Origin of the sequence: Stenotrophomonas sp. 59, from assembly GCF_030291095.1 — a bacterium.
Taxonomy (GTDB): domain Bacteria; phylum Pseudomonadota; class Gammaproteobacteria; order Xanthomonadales; family Xanthomonadaceae; genus Stenotrophomonas; species Stenotrophomonas maltophilia_Q.
Genome location: NZ_CP127408.1, coordinates 3,591,586 through 3,606,953 on the forward strand (window position 1 = coordinate 3,591,586; position 15,368 = coordinate 3,606,953).

The window sequence follows — 15,368 nt, forward strand, 5'->3', positions numbered from 1 at the left end:
GAAACTACGCCGAAGGCGCAGGCTTCTGCCGAAGCAGGCTGACCGCGAGGCCACCCACCACCAGCACACCCAGTCCCAGCAGCGCCCACAGCAACCACGACTTCCAGTCGCGCTGCGGCTTCAGCGCCGCGTCTCCCGCCAGCGGCTCCGGACTGCCTTCCAGGCGCGCCAGCGTCGGTTGCCATGACGGGTCATTGCGCTGGCGCAGCTCCTCGATCAGCACACCGATCGGCGCCTCCATCCTGCGCGCGGTGGTGCTGCCCACCGCCAGTGCATAGGGCGCCGCGCCCTGGCTGAGGAACACCAGTACTTCCGGCTGGTAGCCCAGGCGCAGGGACGGCGCAGTCGCGGTTTCTGCAGGGTTCGCGACCAGCTTCCAGTAGCGGTCGCGATGCACGCCCCCCAGCGGCTGTGCCGCCGACTGCTGGCGCGGGCCCTCGGCACTCTGCTGCAGCTGGTAGGCAATCCACGGTGCACTGCGGCGCTGCCACTCTGCACTTTCGTCGTCGCGGCTGAACAACGTCCACTGCACCAGGCTGTTGTCGGTGCTGGCCACGTCCGCACGGGCGACCGGGAAACGGCCATCCATCTCGAAGGTGTATTCACCCTTGCCCGTCGAAGTCGGCTCCAGCGACAGCCACTCCCATGGCAGTGTGGCCGGCGCCGGCGGCAGCTCGGCCAGTACGCTGCGCAGCGCCGGCAGGCGTGCATCGCCCTGCGCCAGCACGCGCAGGTAGCGCGCCTCGCCGTCCACCTGCAGGCGGCGCTGCAGCAGGCGCTTGCCAGCACGCTGCAGGTCGACCAGCGGGATATCACGCCCGATCGGACGCCAGTGCTGCAGGTCGTCGCTGGCGTCCAGCTGCACCTGTGCCTGCAGCGGCTGTCCGCTGTCGGCCCAATCCAGTACCAGCGCCGCCACCGGCTGCTGGCCGAGCACGCTGGCGTCGATCAGCCAGCCACCCTGCCCGCTCGCCGCCGCACCGCCACTCACGCGTGCCTCGACGCGACGCACGCGGCCATCGGTATCGCGCTCGGTCAGCAACTGCAGATCGTTGCGCTGCGCTTCGGCCAGCGGCGGCAGTGCGAACCAGGGCAGTTCACGCTGCACCGGTGGCTGCGCCAGCGGCTGATCGGGCGCCAGCAAGGCGGACGGCAACGATTGGCCTGCGGCATTGAACACCTGCAGATCGCTCAGGTCCGCGGTACCGGCGCGACGGTAGATCGCCGGCTCCAGCACGACGCGATAGGCACCGGACTGCGCGCTGGACAACGTCAGCGGCCACTGTTCGGCGTACTGCGTACGGTAATCGGCGGCCTGTGCCACGACGGCGGCCAGCAGGCCGAACATCGCCGGCAGCAGCACCCTGCTCCACGTCTTCATTGCTTTTCCTCCACGGTCGGCGCCGCGCTGGGCGGTGCCGGTGCCAGATAACCCACGACCGTGCACAGCAGGCCGTAGGCGATGAACGATGCGATGCCCAGCAGGTTGCCAAGGTGCTGGCGATCGACAATGACCAGCTTGGCCAGCACCACGCCCATCAGCACGGCACCGACCATCCACAGCACGCGCTGGCCGCGGCGCGAACCCCATACCCAGGCGATCACGCCGAGCACGCTCCACAGCACGGTCAGGCTGGTCTGCGCCAGGCTGAAGCGCATCATCGACGCGTTCCACGACAGGCCGCCCCACTGGTGCACGCCATGCAGCACCACGCTGGTCAGCGCAACGAACGTTGCCAGTGACAGCAGCGGCATGCGGATACCCAGCAGGGCCTTCGGCGCCTGATCGCTGTACAGCCAGCGCGCGAGCAGCAACAGGCTCAGCCACTGTCCGATCTCGGCCGGGTTCAGCACCGGCAGCCACAGCAGCGGGGAAGCATCGCCCGGCAACAGCTGGCCCAGCAGCCAGCCGATCGACAGCAGGCCGAACAGCACGCACTGCAGCGGCGTGCGCACGCGGTCGAACGCTTCACCCAGCGGCCAGCGCAGCGTATTCCAGCGCCACAGCGACAGCGCCGCCATCAGCAGCCACGGCAGCGTGACCAGCAGCGTCGTCCAACCCTGCGCCAGACCTGCCTCGCCACCGCCCCACAGGGCCAGCAGCGAAAGCAGCGAGGGCCACAGCAGCCACCACAGGAACTGCGCGATGCGCGCCACGCTGTCACCGCCCTGGCGCAGGCACAGCAGTGTGCGCACACCGAGCACGGCGAATACCGCCCAGGCCAGCGCGCCGTAGCCGGCGAACGGCTGGTGGTGCGCGTCGCTCTGCATCAGCGCCAGCGGGAAGCCCAGCGCCAGCATCGCCAGCGAGGTCACGCCCAGTGCGCGTGCTGGCTGGTGGCGCTGCGTTTCGGCCGCCAGCCATGCGGTGACCGCAGCCAGCACCAGCAGCGCATCCACTTCGATGCGGTACGGGAAGAAGCGGGTGATCTCGTGCACCAGGCCGCCCAGCCACCACAGCAGGCCCCACAGGTAGTAGACCAGTGCGACCTCATGGCGCGGCCGGCGCTGGTAGCTCCAGGCGGAGGCGAAACCTGCCAGCGCCAGCAGCAGCGCGCCGATGGCGGTCGGGTTGAGCAGGAAGCGGGCATCTTCAAGCCAATGATCGGCGCCGGCCACGAAGGCGAACGCGGCGCCCATCTGCAGCAACGCGCCAGACACCTGCGGCAGCCAGCGCTTCTGGCGCAGGCCCAACCAGGCCAGGCCAGCGCCTTCCAGCGCGAACACGGCACCCGTGGCGCGTGCCGACAGCGCCAGTGGCACTGCCAGCGTGGCAAAGCCCACCGCCAGCACCGCGTGCGACTGCGCCAGCACGGTGTACGACGCACGCCGGATCAACGCCCACGCCAGCACCGCGTAGATCGCGGCCAGGCCCAGCGCACACAGGGCCAGGGTCATCGGCTGCTCGTGCAGCATGCCGGCCTGCAGCGAGAACGCGACCAGCGGCGTACCGAACACCAGGCTGCCATCGACCAGGTCGCGGCGGCCGGCCGGCTGCCGGCGTGCGTACAGCAGCGGGATCAGCAGGTAGAAGGCAAAGAACAGCAGCAGGAACGGCTCGGTGCTGCTGAACTTGTCCGGGGCGTACTGCAGCACGCCCCAGAACGTGCCGATGCCGAACGTGAAGGCGAAACCCAGCAGATTCAGCGCGCGCCACGGGCGGAACCAGGCGATGGCGAAGATGCCGGCGTTGAGGACCGCGTAGTAGCTGAACAACCCCACGTGGTTGCCGCTGCCGGTGGACAGCCACAACGGCGCCATGAAGCCGGCCAGGATGCCCAGCACCGCCAGCGTTCGCGAGTTCTGTACCACCGCCAGCACGCACAGGCCTGCCACCAGCGCGATCGAGCTGACGAAGGCGAAGCCTGGCGGAATCAGGTCGAAGCGCTTGAACGCCGCGAAGATGGTCAGCAGCAGCACGCCGATGGCACCGCCCTGCAGCGCAAGCGCGAACATGCGCCTGCGTTCGCGCTGGTGCCAGCCGAAGGCCAGCAGGCCCAGCGCGCCCACGGTGACGCCGGCCAGGCGCAGTTCGATCGGCAGCACCAGCCAGCCCTGGTCACTGACGTACTTCAGCAGCGCGGCGACACCGGCCAGCAGCACCAGCATGCCGATCTTGACCGGCACGTTGCCCTCGGTGAACCAGCGCTTGATCGCACCGATGCCGCGTTCGATGAAATTCGGCAACACCGGTTCTGGCGGCAACGGCGGCAGCACCGGCACCGGCGGTGGTGCAGCAGGACGAGGGGCAGGCGCCTCATCAGTGGACGCAGCCTCTCGCACTGGCGGCTGCGGAGGCTCAGGTGAGGGCGGCACAGCCGCAGCGACCGGCCGCAGGAACGGCGGATCGGCGCCGGCCAAGGGCGTGACCACAGGCCGTTCAGGCGCAGGCGCGGTGGCGGCAGGCCTGCCGGTGGCAGGCGCGGCAGCCATTGCGCTTTCCAGCGCGGTCACGCGGCGGCGCAGGCCGGCGATCATCACCAGTGCCACCACCAGCAGCAGCGGGATGGCCAGCAGGACCAGTACGACCAGGGCGATCAGAGCTTCCATTGCGTGCTTCCATTGCGTTCCCGCGCCCCAGCGGCAGCGGTCGACCGGCCCATGCTACGACAGGGCTGGCCCCATAAACGACGAACCCCGGCCAGGCCGGGGTCCGTATGCGATCTTCGCCGGCCTTACTTGGCGGCGATGACCTTGGCCATTTCCAGGCACTTGTTCGAGTAGCCCCACTCGTTGTCGTACCAGGTGACCAGCTTGACGAAGGTGCCGTCCAGGGCGATGCCGGCGTCGGCGTCGAACACCGAGGTGCAGGTCTCGCCGCGGAAATCGGTGGCCACCACTTTGTCTTCGGTGTAGCCCAGGATGCCCTTCAGCGGGCCTTCGCTCTGTGCCTTCACTTCGGCGCAGATCTCGGCGTAGGTGGCTTCCTTTTCCAGCTCGACGGTCAGGTCGACCACCGACACGTCCGAGGTCGGGACGCGGAAGCTCATGCCGGTCAGCTTCTTGTTCAGTTCCGGAATGACCACGCCGACGGCCTTGGCCGCACCGGTGGACGACGGAATGATGTTTTCCAGGATGCCACGGCCACCGCGCCAGTCCTTGTTGGACGGGCCATCGACGGTCTTCTGGGTGGCGGTGGCCGCATGCACGGTGGTCATCAGGCCGCGCTTGATGCCCCACTTGTCATTGATGACCTTGGCCAGCGGGGCCAGGCAGTTGGTGGTGCACGAGGCGTTGGAGATGATCGCCTGGCCGGCGTAGGTCTTGTCGTTCACGCCGTAGACGAACATCGGCGTGTCGTCCTTCGACGGGGCCGACATGATGACCTTCTTGGCGCCCGCATCGATGTGCTTCTGCGCGGTTTCCTTGGTCAGGAACAGGCCGGTGGCTTCCAGCACCACGTCGGCGCCGACTTCATCCCACTTCAGGTTGGCCGGGTCGCGTTCCTGGGTCAGGCGGATCTTCTTGCCGTTGACCAGCAGGTCGTTGCCCTGCACCGCCACGTCGGCCTTGAAGCGGCCGTGCACGGAGTCGTACTTGAGCATGTACGCCAGGTAGTCCGGCTCCAGCAGATCGTTGATGGCCACGATTTCGATGTCGTCGCCGAAGTTCAGCACCGCCGAGCGCAGGACGTTACGCCCGATGCGACCGAAACCGTTGATACCAACCTTGATTGCCATGTTCTCAAGCTCCTGCGGCCGCGACGGGTGCGGCGGGATGGATAGGGCCCACAAGTCTAGCAAACCGGGGCTGGCCACCGTGGGCCAGCCCCCGGGCCAGAGGGCCGGCGGACAGGATTTGATCCGGATCAAAGCGTTAGCGCGGCGTGAGGCCGAGACTGTCGCCATCCACCCAGCAACGAGATCACCCCCATGCGCAAGACCTCCCCCCTGATCGTGGCCGGCCTGGCCGCCGCCCTGTCCCTCGCCGCCGCCCCGGCCATGGCCCAGTCCAAGGGTGACTGGACTGTCTCGGCCGGCATCCACCAGGTGGCGCCGAAGTCGAACAACGGCTGGCTGGCCGGCCACACCCTGAAGGTCGACGTCGACAACGACGTCAAGCCGACCATCACCGGCGAGTACTTCATCGCCGACAACCTGGGCATCGAAGTGCTGGCCGCGCTGCCGTTCAAGCACGACATCAACATCAACGGCCTGGGCCGCGTGGGCAGCACCAAGCAGCTGCCGCCGGTGGTGACCCTGCAGTACCACTTCAACAGCAAGGGCAAGGTCTCGCCGTTCGTCGGCGCGGGCGTGAACTACACGACCTTCTTCAGCGAAGACACCACCGGTGCGCTGGCCGGCAGCAAGCTGAAGCTGCAGGATTCGTGGGGCCTGGCCGCGCATGCGGGCATCGACTTCGCGATCGGCGAGAAGGGTGCCCTGCGCGTGGACATGCGCTGGATCGACATCGACAGCAAGGTGAAGTTGAACGGCGAGAAGATCGGCACGGTCAACATCGATCCGCTGGTCTACGGCGCGTCGTACGTCTTCAAGTTCTAAGCATGTGCTGGGCGCGGGGGCTTCGCCCCCGCTCCCCCGCTACACGCAACACCCTCGCAGCATGTTGCCCCGGTCTTTGCCGGGGCTTTTTTTCGGGAAGCATGCATAGGCGCGCTCTTCTGTAGAGCCGAGCCACGCTCGGCTATCGCGCGGAGCGCGCAGATACCCGAAGAAGAGCAGCCGAGCATGGCTCGGCTCTACAGAAGCATGAACGGGCCGCCTTTCAGTCGATCATTGATCCGGCGCCACTTCCACCCGGTTGCGGCCGCTTTCCTTGGCGCGATACAGCGCTGCATCGGCGCGTGCCAATGCCTGATCCAGCGTATCGCCACCATCGTCATGCCAGCGCGCGACGCCGATGCTCACACTTATCACCGGGGCGGCATCCGAATCGGCATGCGCGATCGCCAGCGCCTGCACCTGTTGCCGAAGCTGCTCGAACGGCGCTGATTCCGGTTGCCCCGGCGCCCAGTGCCCCAGCGCCACGAACTCTTCGCCGCCGTAGCGCGCCACCACCGAGTCGCTACCGCGCAGCTGCGCGGCCAGGGTGGTTGCCACCGCATGCAGGACGGTGTCGCCTGCGGGATGGCCGTGGTGGTCGTTGTAGCGCTTGAAGTAGTCGATATCGATCATGGCGATGCGCAGTGCGCCGCGCGCATGCGACGTGCGCAGGTAGCGCTGGAAGATCTGGTTGGCCTGGCGATCGAAGGCACGCCGGTTCAGCAGGCCGGTCAGCCCATCGTGGTTGGCCAACGCATCCAGGCGTTGCTCGGCCCGCCAGGTTGCACGCGCCTGCCGTTCGGAAATGTAGCTGCCGACAATGCCGGCCAGGTTGCTGGCCAGCACGAACATCACGCTCTGCAGCATCTGCGCCCAGTGCCGGCCCACCTGCAGCTCGGCCAGCACGAACGCCAGCGCGATCAGGGTTCCGGTCAGCGTCGCCACCCCGAAACGCAGCCCGCACAGGAAGTAGTTCAGCAACAGGAACAGGCTGATGCCTTCGTAGGGGTAGTTCACGCCGGCACGATGCGCGGTCCAGATCATGGTCACCAGCGCCAGCCCGCTGACCAGCACGACGCTGCCGCCCAGCCACTGCAGGTGGCGCCGCAGCACCGGCACGAAGGTCAGCGCGACGCCCAGCAGCAGTGCCGGCAGCAGAACGCCCAGCCGCCAGCGCAGCACCGGCGCGTGTACGTCCGGCGGCAACCAGTAGGTATCGAGCACGGCAAAGCCCAGCGAGAACGCGCCTGCCACGGCGCAGGCCCAGCGCATGCGCCAGACCACCTGGGCATCGAACGCGGCGGCGAACCCGTCGTCATCGGGATGCCCGACCATGATGCGCCTGTCCGTGATCGCCATCGGCCCCTCCCCCGCATGTGCACGGGCCACCCTAGCGGCCGCCGCATCAAGGCCGCGTGGCGAACGCCAGGCGTGATCAAGCCCGGGCCTGCCGAGGCCCGCTAGAATGTGCGCATGAAAGCCCTGCACTCCCTGTTCCTCGCCGCCGCCCTGGCGCCGGCCCTGCTGTCCGCTTCCGCCCCGGCCCATGCCTGGGGCGCACAAGGCCACCGCCTGGTTGCCGAAGTCGCCGACGCCCGCCTCAACCCCACCGCCCGCGCCGAAGTGGACCGCCTGCTGGCCACCGAGCCAGACGCCACCCTGGCCAGTATCGCGCCCTGGGCCGATCAGCTGCGCGCCAAGGACCCCGGCCTGGGCCGTCGTTCGGCCGGTTGGCACTACGTCAACATCGCCGAAGACAACTGCCATTACGAAGCACCGAAGCACTGCAAGAGCGGCAACTGCATTGTCGAGGCGCTGAAAGCACAGAGCGCCATCCTCGGCGACCGCAGCCTGACCGACGGCGAGCGCCTGCAGGCGCTGAAGTTCGTCGTGCACCTGGTGGGTGACATCCACCAGCCGATGCACGCCGGCTACGCCCACGACAAGGGCGGCAACGATTTCCAGCTGCAGTTCGGCAACCGCGGTACCAACCTGCACTCGCTGTGGGACAGCGGCATGCTCAACACCCGCAAGCTGGACGATGCCGGCTACCTGCCGCTGCTGCAGAGCCAGCGCGCGCCGAAGCTGGCGCGCCAGTCCAACCCGCAACGCGACCCGCAGACCTGGGCCGAGGCCAGCTGCCGCATTTCCATGCAAGCTGGCGTTTATCCGGCCACGCGTAAGATCGGTGATGAATACACCGAGCGCTACCGGCCGCTGGCCGAAGCGCAGCTGCGACTGGCCGGCGAGAACCTGGCGCAGTTGCTGAACCGCGTGCTCGCCACACGCTGAGGAGTGTCCGATGTCGGTCCAGGTGCAATCGTTCTTCCACCGTGACAGCAATACCTTCAGCTACCTGGTCAGCGACCCGGCCAGCAGGGAGGCGGCGCTGATCGACCCGGTACTGGATTACGACCCGGATACCGACGCCAGCAGCGAATCGCCGGTACGCGCGATGCTCGATGCCATCGCGCAGCAGCAGCTGCACGTGCGCTGGCTGCTGGAAACCCACGCCCATGCCGACCACGTGTCGGCCGGGCGGCGGCTCAAGCAGCGGTTCCCGCAGGCTACGCTCGCCATCGGCGAAGGCATCCGTGCGGTGCAGGCGACGTTTGCACCACGCTATGGCCTGCAGCTTCCTGCTGCGGATGACATCTTCGACCACCTGTTCAGCGATGGCGAAACCTTCGCCCTAGGCGGACTGGATGGACGCGTGATCGCCGTGCCCGGGCATACCAGCGACAGCGTCGCCTACCTGATCGGCGATGCACTGTTCACCGGCGACTCGCTGTTCATGCCAGACGGCGGCACCGCACGCTGCGACTTCCCGGGCGGCGATGCCGCACAGCTGTACCGTTCAATCCAGCGCCTGCTGGCCCTGCCCGATGCGACCCGCGTATTCGTCTGCCACGACTACGGTCCGGGCGGTCGTGATTTCGCCAACGAAACCACCATCGGCGAACAGCGCGCGCACAACATCCACGTGCATGACGGTGTGGCCGAAGCGGAGTTCGTCAGCGTGCGCCAGGCCCGCGATGCCACGCTGGCCGAGCCGGCGCTGATGCAGCCGGCGGTGAAGGCCAACATCCAGGGCGGGGCGTAAGCCTTCGCCCCGGAGCCGGACATCACCCGCACACTGCAGGGCTGTTCCGTGCTGCAGTGGGCGCAATGCCACTGCGAATGCGCGCAATGACGACGCTGCGGCGGGTTGCAGGCGTGTTCTTCAGCAAGGTGCACACTGCAGGCCCCTGCCTGCGGTAAAGCGTCGCAGCCATCTCGCTGATTTCTTCACTGGCCATGCCATCGGCCACAATCATGAAATCGATCAGTGCCTGCAGCTGCGCCCGCGTCAGTCGACCAGCATCGCGTTCCACCATCGCGTGTACAGCAGGGATCACACGGTCTTCGATGAAGGGTTCGTCTGCATTGCGCGCTGTGTCGGCACGCGCGTCGTGGACGGCGATGAACCGGGTTGCGATGACCACCATATCGGCGCCCTGGTCCCGCTCCGTGGCCAGGCAAGGCGTCATATGCAGCCCCAGGTACACCAGGACGATGGTACGGAGCGCTCTGATCATTCGTAGATCACCTCGTGATAGACGGTTTCCTGCAGCAGGTCATCCTGCGCCGTGCCCACATACATCTGCCGTGACAGCACGCGCTGCGCATCGAAGCGGATGCGCACGTTGTAACTCTCCGATGCGTCGCCGCCCTGCAGGTCCAGCACACCGCCGCCAGCATCTGCCTTCAGGGTTCCGCGATGCAGATCGAAGAGATCTCGGTACACCGAGTACGCCACGGGAACCGGCTGGCCGTCCACGCGCAGTTCCAGATGCGTGACCTCGCGGCATGGCGAGGTGGTCCCGCCGCACGCAACACCGCTTGCGGCCGGTGCATCGGCCGTGCGCATGGCAAGCGTGGCTTCCACCCGCCTGGTGGCAGACGCATCTGACAGGCGTACCTTCGACTTCTGCGTCAATACACGCGAGGAAGGGTCGTCCAGTTCCTGCAAGGCCTGCCGCAGGCGCTGCAGCTGTTCCGCGCATTGCGCCGGTGCCCCTGGGGAATCGGTACAGGCCGCCTGCAGCTGCAGCGCATCCACCTGTGCAGCGGTGATTTCGCCGCGATCAACCTTCATTGCCACCGCGCCGGCCAGAAGCGAAAGATCACTGCGCTCTCCCCCATCGAGGATCGCCTGCCGCGCAACCGGCAGGAAGGCCGGCGGCTGGCCGGCGAGCAGTTCGGCGATGCAGGGCGATCGCGGGCGGACCTGCAGCGCTCCCCGCAGATACGCCACGCGCGCGGGCTCGTCCAGCGCTGCCAGGTAGCCGCCGGCCGAGCAGGCCGGCGGACCATTTCGATACGCATCCAGGTCGTGCTTGTCCTGCCCATGCGGCGTGCAACCGGCCAGTACACAGGAAAGCCCGGCCAGCATGATTGTCCAGATGCTCATCCCCAGCTTCCGTTGCCGTGTTGCCCGCACTGTACGCCTGTGCGGGCGACGGCGCCTGCCTGGTCGCGCATGGCCCGGCACTACCGGCCCTGTGTACGCACCACATGCTGGCCCTTCACGACCTCGAAGGTGAAGGCGTACTGCAGGGTAACGGCCACCGGCTCGACCCGCTCGGCACCGCGGCAGTCGCCGCGATCCGCAGGTACCTTGCCCGCTGCGAAGTGGCAGACCGCGGCGGACGAATACTTCCACATCGCAACCGCCTCCTGCGCGGCCTGCAGCAAGGGCGCATTCTCCGGCGCGCCACCCGCACTGCATTCGCTGCGGTCGGTCAGCGGCATGCTGCGCTCAACGCTGCCCTGCGCGTCCACCACCACCTGCAGGCAGACCGTGGTCGGCGGCAGCGAGGTACGTGGATCGCGCCCGCCCACTACCGGGTCCGGTGCCGTATGCAGCTGCGGCATGCGGTAGCCTTCGCTGGCGGCCAGCGTGTAAGGCTGGATCTGGCCTGCGCCTCCTCCTGCATCGGGCCGCAGGCGCTGGTGACCGACATTCTCGCTGCGGGTATCGACGGTGGTCAGGCGATCCTGGGTTGCACACCCCACCAGCAGCGCCGCCATCATCAGCAGCGGCGCACGCTTCACTTCGCATCCTCGGTCTCATCCATGGCGTAGGTGATCGGGACGCGTACGGCACCGGCCACCGGCTTGCCGTTCTTCACCGCCGGGCGATAGCTCCAGCTGCGCGCGGCAGCGATGGAGACGGCGTCGAACACCCCCGGATTGGTCGCACTGAGCACCTGCACATCGGTCGGATGGCCCTGTGCATCCACTTCGATGCGCAGATTGACCACGCCTACCTGCCGCTGCTCGACAGCCGACTTCGGATAGGACGGCGGCGGCATCTTGTCCACCTGGATGGGACGGTCCAACCCCGCCCTGGCCGCATCTTCCTGCGCATGTTCGAACGGCTCGACACCGATGCGGGTGCCACCGGCCGCACCGCCCTGGCTGGCCCACGCCACCGCGCCCATTCCCACGCACAACCCGACCACCAGCACCTGGCCCGACACCCACGGCAATGCCTTCCGCTTGGACTGCTTCAACATGGCGATACGCTCCTTCAACACGGGTTGGCTGCGCCAATGGCAGACCGCTGGCGCAACCGGGTGGACCAGCTGCGCCTTCAGCAGCGTGCTGGCATAGAGGCCGCGCAGCGCAGGCTGCGGGCCGATGGTGCGGGCATCGCAGGCCAGTTCCTGGTCGCGCAGGAAGCGGCGCGCGGCCCACGGCAGCAGCGGGTGGAACCAGAACACCGCGCGCACCAGCAGCAACGCGCCGTTGGCCCAGTGGTCGCCATGGCGGCGATGGCTGCACTCGTGCTGCAGGATCAGGTTCTGCTCCTGTGCGGTGAACTGCTGGTCGAATGCCGGGCCGACCACGATGCGCGGCCGCCACAGGCCGACCAGCGCCGGCAGCCCGGGATCGCCGCTGGCCTGCCAGCTGCCATCGGCACGCGCACGCAGTGGGCCCATGCTGCGTTCGAAACGACGCTGCGCACGCAGGTCGCGCAGCAGGCAGATGCCCGTGCCCAGCGCCCATGCCAGCAGCAACAGCAGGGCCCACGGCAGCGACTGCCCGGTCAGTCCATCCACGGCCCCCGGCACCACTTTCAGCGGCACCGTCGGCACGTGCTGCAACACCGCAGCCTGTGGCAATGGCAGCAGCAAGGTCACCAGCAGCAACGGCAGCAGCCACCAGCTGCGATAGGCCAGCCCGGCGCCGCCCAGGCTCACCAGCAGCGGTCGCAGCGCCGCCAGCAGCAGCACGCCCATCGCCAGCCACAGGCTGGCCCGCCACAGTCCGTCGAGCAGCTCAGTCATGGTCCAGCTCCTGGATCAGCTTCTTCAGTTCGGCAATGTCCTGCGCGCTCAGCTGCCCACGTTCGCTGAAGTGCGCCACCAGTGGCGCCACGCGGCCCTCGAAGACGCGTCCGATGAAGTCCTGGCTCTGCGCCTCCACCCAGGCCTGGCGCTGCAGCAGCGGGCGGTACAGGTAGCGCCGCCCATCGCGCTCGGCGGCAATCGCACCCTTGGTCAGCAGGCGGTTGAGCAGGGTCTTGATGGTCGGCTCGGCCCAGTCGCGATGGGCCAGCGCGGCCACCACGTCATCGGCACTACGTGGCGCCTGCTGCCACAGCACCTCCATCACAACGGCTTCGGCTTCGCTGATCGGGGTCATGGTTTACATCCGTAATCGACGATCTGATTACGCGCGTAATCGATCTGGCTGTCAAGCCCCTCGACTCCGGGTTCATCCCGGCTGCGCCAGCATCGGTTCCTCCCACCCCTGGCATCGGATGAAAGCGCTGCCCAAGAAGGACTTCCCGGTCGAGCAGGCACGCCGCTTCCTCGAACCCGGCCCGATCGTGCTGGTCAGTACCGCGTGGCAGGGCCAGCGCAACCTGATGACGATGGGCTGGCACATGGTGATGGGCTTCTCGCCGTCACTGGTCGCCACCTACCTGTGGAATGAAAACCACAGCCACGGCCTGGCCGTCGGCAGTGGCGAGTGCGTGATCAACGTACCCGGCGTGGAGCTGCTCGATACCGTGGTGGACATTGGCAACTGCAGCGGCCGCGAGGTCGACAAGTTCGCTCGGTTCGGGCTCGACGCGCTGCCCGCACGCGAGGTCGGCGCGCCGCTGGTCGGGCAATGCCACTCGAACTTCGAATGCCGCTTGTACGACGACAGCCAGGTGGCATCGAACAACCTGTTCATCTGGGAAATCGTGCGCGCACACGTGGCACCACGGCCGAAGCTGCCGCGCACGGTGCACTACCGCGGCGATGGGCAGTTCATGGTGGCCGGCGCCGAAGTCTCGCGTCGACGGCGGTTCAAGCCCGACATGCTGTAATGCCAGCACTCCCCCCCACACGCAGGACCGCCCCGCATGACCGAACACCTCACCGACCTGGACGCCGCTGTCGACTGGTTGTTTGCGCGCGTGGATGGGCCGTTGCGGATCGGGGCACCGCTGGCGCTGGGCAAGCCGCACCGGCTGCTCAATGCCCTGTATGCGCGCGTCGAGCACGACCCGTCGCGGCCGCTGCAGTTGTATACCGCGCTGTCGTTGAACCCGCCGAAAGCGCGCGGCACCGGCCTGGAGGCGCGCTTCATGGCACCGTTCGCGCAGCGTCACTTCGGCGACGATTTCCCGCGCCTGGCCTATGCCGATGCGATTGCGCGCGACGCGCTGCCGGCACATGTGCAGGTGGAGGAGTTCTACATGCAGTCCGGTGCGCTGCTCGGTTCGCGCCAGGCGCAGTCCAGCTATACCAGCCTGAACTACACCCACGCCGCCGACGCGGTCGCCCAGCGCGCGCCGCAGGTGATCGTGCAGAAGGTGGCGATGCGGCCGGATGATCGCCGGCTGTCGCTGTCGTGCAACAACGACATCACCCAGGACACACTCGATGCCATCGCAGCGCGTGGCCTGCCGCGGCCCCTGCTGATCGCCGAGATCGACCCGCAGCTGCCCTACCTGGGCGGCTCGGCCACGGTCGATGTGTCGTTCTTCGATCTGGTGATCACCCCGCCGCCGCCGTACCCGGCGCTGTTCGGCCTGCCGCGGCAGCCGGTCGGCGATGCCGACTACGCCATCGGCCTGTATGCCAGCACGCTGGTACGCGACGGCGGCACCCTGCAGATCGGCATCGGCACGCTGGCCGATGCGCTCAGCCATGCGCTGGTGCTGCGCCATACCGACAACGCACGCTACCGCCGCGTGCTGCATGCGCTGGATCCGCAGCTGGCCAGCCACCCGCTGGTGCAGGAGATCGGCGGACTGGATCCGTTCGAGGTGGGCCTGTATGGCTGCAGCGAAATGCTCAACGAGGGCTTCCGCCGGCTGGTGCAGACCGGGGTGATCAAGCGCAAGGTGCATGACGACCTGGCGCTGATGCAGCGCATCGAGAACGGCAGCACATTGTCGATCGACCACGCCACCCTGGCCGCCGAGGGCGAGTACCTGCACGGCGCGTTCTACCTGGGCTCGCCGGAGTTCTACGAGTGGCTGCGCACGCTGCCGGAAGACGAATGCCGTGCAATCGGCATGCGCCGCATCAGCGAGATCAACCAGCTGTACGGCGGCAACGAGACGCTGGAGCGCCTGCAGCGCCGCCATGCACGCTTCTTCAACTCCTGCATGATGGCCACCGCGCTGGGCGCGGCGGTGTCGGATGCGCTGGACGATGGCCGCGTGGTGTCCGGCGTGGGCGGCCAGTACAACTTCGTGGCGATGGCCCATGCCCTGCCGGAAGCGCGCAGCATGCTGATGTTCCGCGCGGCGCGCGACGACAAGGGCCGGCGCGAATCCAACGTGCGCTGGAACTACGGGCACACTACCATCCCACGCCACCTGCGCGACATCTACCTCAACGAATACGGCATCGCCGATCTGCGCGGCTTGACCGACGAGGATTGCGTGCAGGCGATGACCGCAATCACCGAGGCGCCGTTCCAGGGCGACCTGCTGCAACAGGCGCAGGCTGCACGCAAGCTGTTGAAGAGCACCCAGCCGGATCCCGAACGCCTGCAGCGAAACACGCCGCAGGCATTGGCCGCCGCACTGGCGCCGTTCCGTGCCGATGGCAGCCTGCCGGACTATCCGCTCGGCAGCGATTTCAACGAGATTGAACAGGTGCTGGTGAAGGCGCTGGGTTGGCTGAAGGCCAACACGCAGACCCGTAGCGACAAGCTGCGTACGGTCTGGGCGGCGCTGCGGCAACCGGCCGGCGACGGCGACGCGGTGTACCTGCAGCGCATGGGCCTGCAGGCGCCGAAGGATTTCGCCGAGCGCCTGGACGCGCGCCTGCTGCGCCTGGCGCTGGCGCGTACTGCGTAATCACGCGT

The 15,368-nt window shown here is 67.7% G+C and carries 14 protein-coding genes; 5 read left to right on the forward strand and 9 right to left on the reverse strand.

The window, feature by feature from the left end; translation table 11 throughout:
• Window positions 1–4: 4 nt before the first annotated feature.
• From QP552_RS16580 to gap, 3 genes are all read right to left on the reverse strand, one after another.
• On the reverse strand, window positions 5–1,381 hold the full coding sequence (locus QP552_RS16580) for a DUF3999 domain-containing protein (protein WP_286074087.1): 1,377 nt from the start codon (window positions 1,379–1,381) through the stop codon (window positions 5–7).
• Complete coding sequence (locus QP552_RS16585) at window positions 1,378–4,050, reverse strand: DUF2339 domain-containing protein (RefSeq protein ID WP_286074088.1); 2,673 nt, start codon at window positions 4,048–4,050, stop codon at window positions 1,378–1,380. The genes QP552_RS16580 and QP552_RS16585 overlap by 4 nt, the downstream gene beginning before the upstream one ends.
• Window positions 4,051–4,175: 125 nt before the next feature.
• Entirely contained in the window at window positions 4,176–5,180 is a 1,005-nt protein-coding gene (gap, locus tag QP552_RS16590; protein ID WP_005414333.1) for a type I glyceraldehyde-3-phosphate dehydrogenase, read from the reverse strand.
• Between the two features lie 192 nt (window positions 5,181–5,372).
• On the opposite strand from gap, the gene QP552_RS16595 reads away from it, so the two are divergent.
• The gene (locus QP552_RS16595; RefSeq protein WP_099555183.1) at window positions 5,373–6,002 is read left to right on the forward strand and encodes an OmpW family outer membrane protein; all 630 of its coding nucleotides are present in this window, start codon (window positions 5,373–5,375) and stop codon (window positions 6,000–6,002) included.
• 231 nt (window positions 6,003–6,233) lie between these two features.
• On the opposite strand, the gene QP552_RS16600 is transcribed toward QP552_RS16595, so the two are convergent.
• On the reverse strand, window positions 6,234–7,361 hold the full coding sequence (locus QP552_RS16600) for a GGDEF domain-containing protein (RefSeq protein WP_111113905.1): 1,128 nt from the start codon (window positions 7,359–7,361) through the stop codon (window positions 6,234–6,236).
• Between the two features lie 114 nt (window positions 7,362–7,475).
• Between QP552_RS16600 and QP552_RS16605 the strand changes: the two genes are divergently transcribed.
• Entirely contained in the window at window positions 7,476–8,294 is an 819-nt protein-coding gene (locus QP552_RS16605) for a S1/P1 nuclease (RefSeq protein ID WP_111113904.1), read from the forward strand.
• Between the two features lie 10 nt (window positions 8,295–8,304).
• The gene (locus tag QP552_RS16610; RefSeq protein WP_286074089.1) at window positions 8,305–9,105 is read left to right on the forward strand and encodes an MBL fold metallo-hydrolase; all 801 of its coding nucleotides are present in this window, start codon (window positions 8,305–8,307) and stop codon (window positions 9,103–9,105) included.
• 22 nt (window positions 9,106–9,127) lie between these two features.
• Here QP552_RS16610 and QP552_RS16615 read toward each other — a convergent pair whose 3' ends face one another.
• The 5 genes from QP552_RS16615 to QP552_RS16635 form a co-directional block, all read right to left on the reverse strand.
• Window positions 9,128–9,580 (reverse strand): hypothetical protein, encoded by a 453-nt coding sequence (locus QP552_RS16615; RefSeq protein WP_286074090.1) that lies wholly within the window; start codon window positions 9,578–9,580, stop codon window positions 9,128–9,130.
• Entirely contained in the window at window positions 9,577–10,455 is an 879-nt protein-coding gene (locus tag QP552_RS16620; RefSeq protein ID WP_286074091.1) for a hypothetical protein, read from the reverse strand. The genes QP552_RS16615 and QP552_RS16620 overlap by 4 nt, the downstream gene beginning before the upstream one ends.
• An 80-nt stretch (window positions 10,456–10,535) precedes the next feature.
• The gene (locus tag QP552_RS16625; RefSeq protein ID WP_286074092.1) at window positions 10,536–11,099 is read right to left on the reverse strand and encodes a hypothetical protein; all 564 of its coding nucleotides are present in this window, start codon (window positions 11,097–11,099) and stop codon (window positions 10,536–10,538) included.
• Entirely contained in the window at window positions 11,096–12,337 is a 1,242-nt protein-coding gene (locus QP552_RS16630) for a M56 family metallopeptidase (protein WP_286074093.1), read from the reverse strand. The genes QP552_RS16625 and QP552_RS16630 overlap by 4 nt, the downstream gene beginning before the upstream one ends.
• The gene (locus tag QP552_RS16635; protein ID WP_010484077.1) at window positions 12,330–12,695 is read right to left on the reverse strand and encodes a BlaI/MecI/CopY family transcriptional regulator; all 366 of its coding nucleotides are present in this window, start codon (window positions 12,693–12,695) and stop codon (window positions 12,330–12,332) included. The genes QP552_RS16630 and QP552_RS16635 overlap by 8 nt, the downstream gene beginning before the upstream one ends.
• Window positions 12,696–12,813: 118 nt before the next feature.
• Between QP552_RS16635 and QP552_RS16640 the strand changes: the two genes are divergently transcribed.
• Window positions 12,814–13,371 carry a flavin reductase family protein gene (locus QP552_RS16640; protein WP_049432676.1) on the forward strand — a complete coding sequence of 186 codons (558 nt, stop codon included), beginning with the start codon at window positions 12,814–12,816 and terminating at the stop codon, window positions 13,369–13,371.
• Between the two features lie 36 nt (window positions 13,372–13,407).
• Window positions 13,408–15,360, forward strand: a complete 1,953-nt coding sequence (locus QP552_RS16645; RefSeq protein WP_286074094.1) for an acetyl-CoA hydrolase/transferase C-terminal domain-containing protein — start codon at window positions 13,408–13,410, stop codon at window positions 15,358–15,360.
• The last annotated feature ends 8 nt before the right edge of the window (window positions 15,361–15,368 follow it).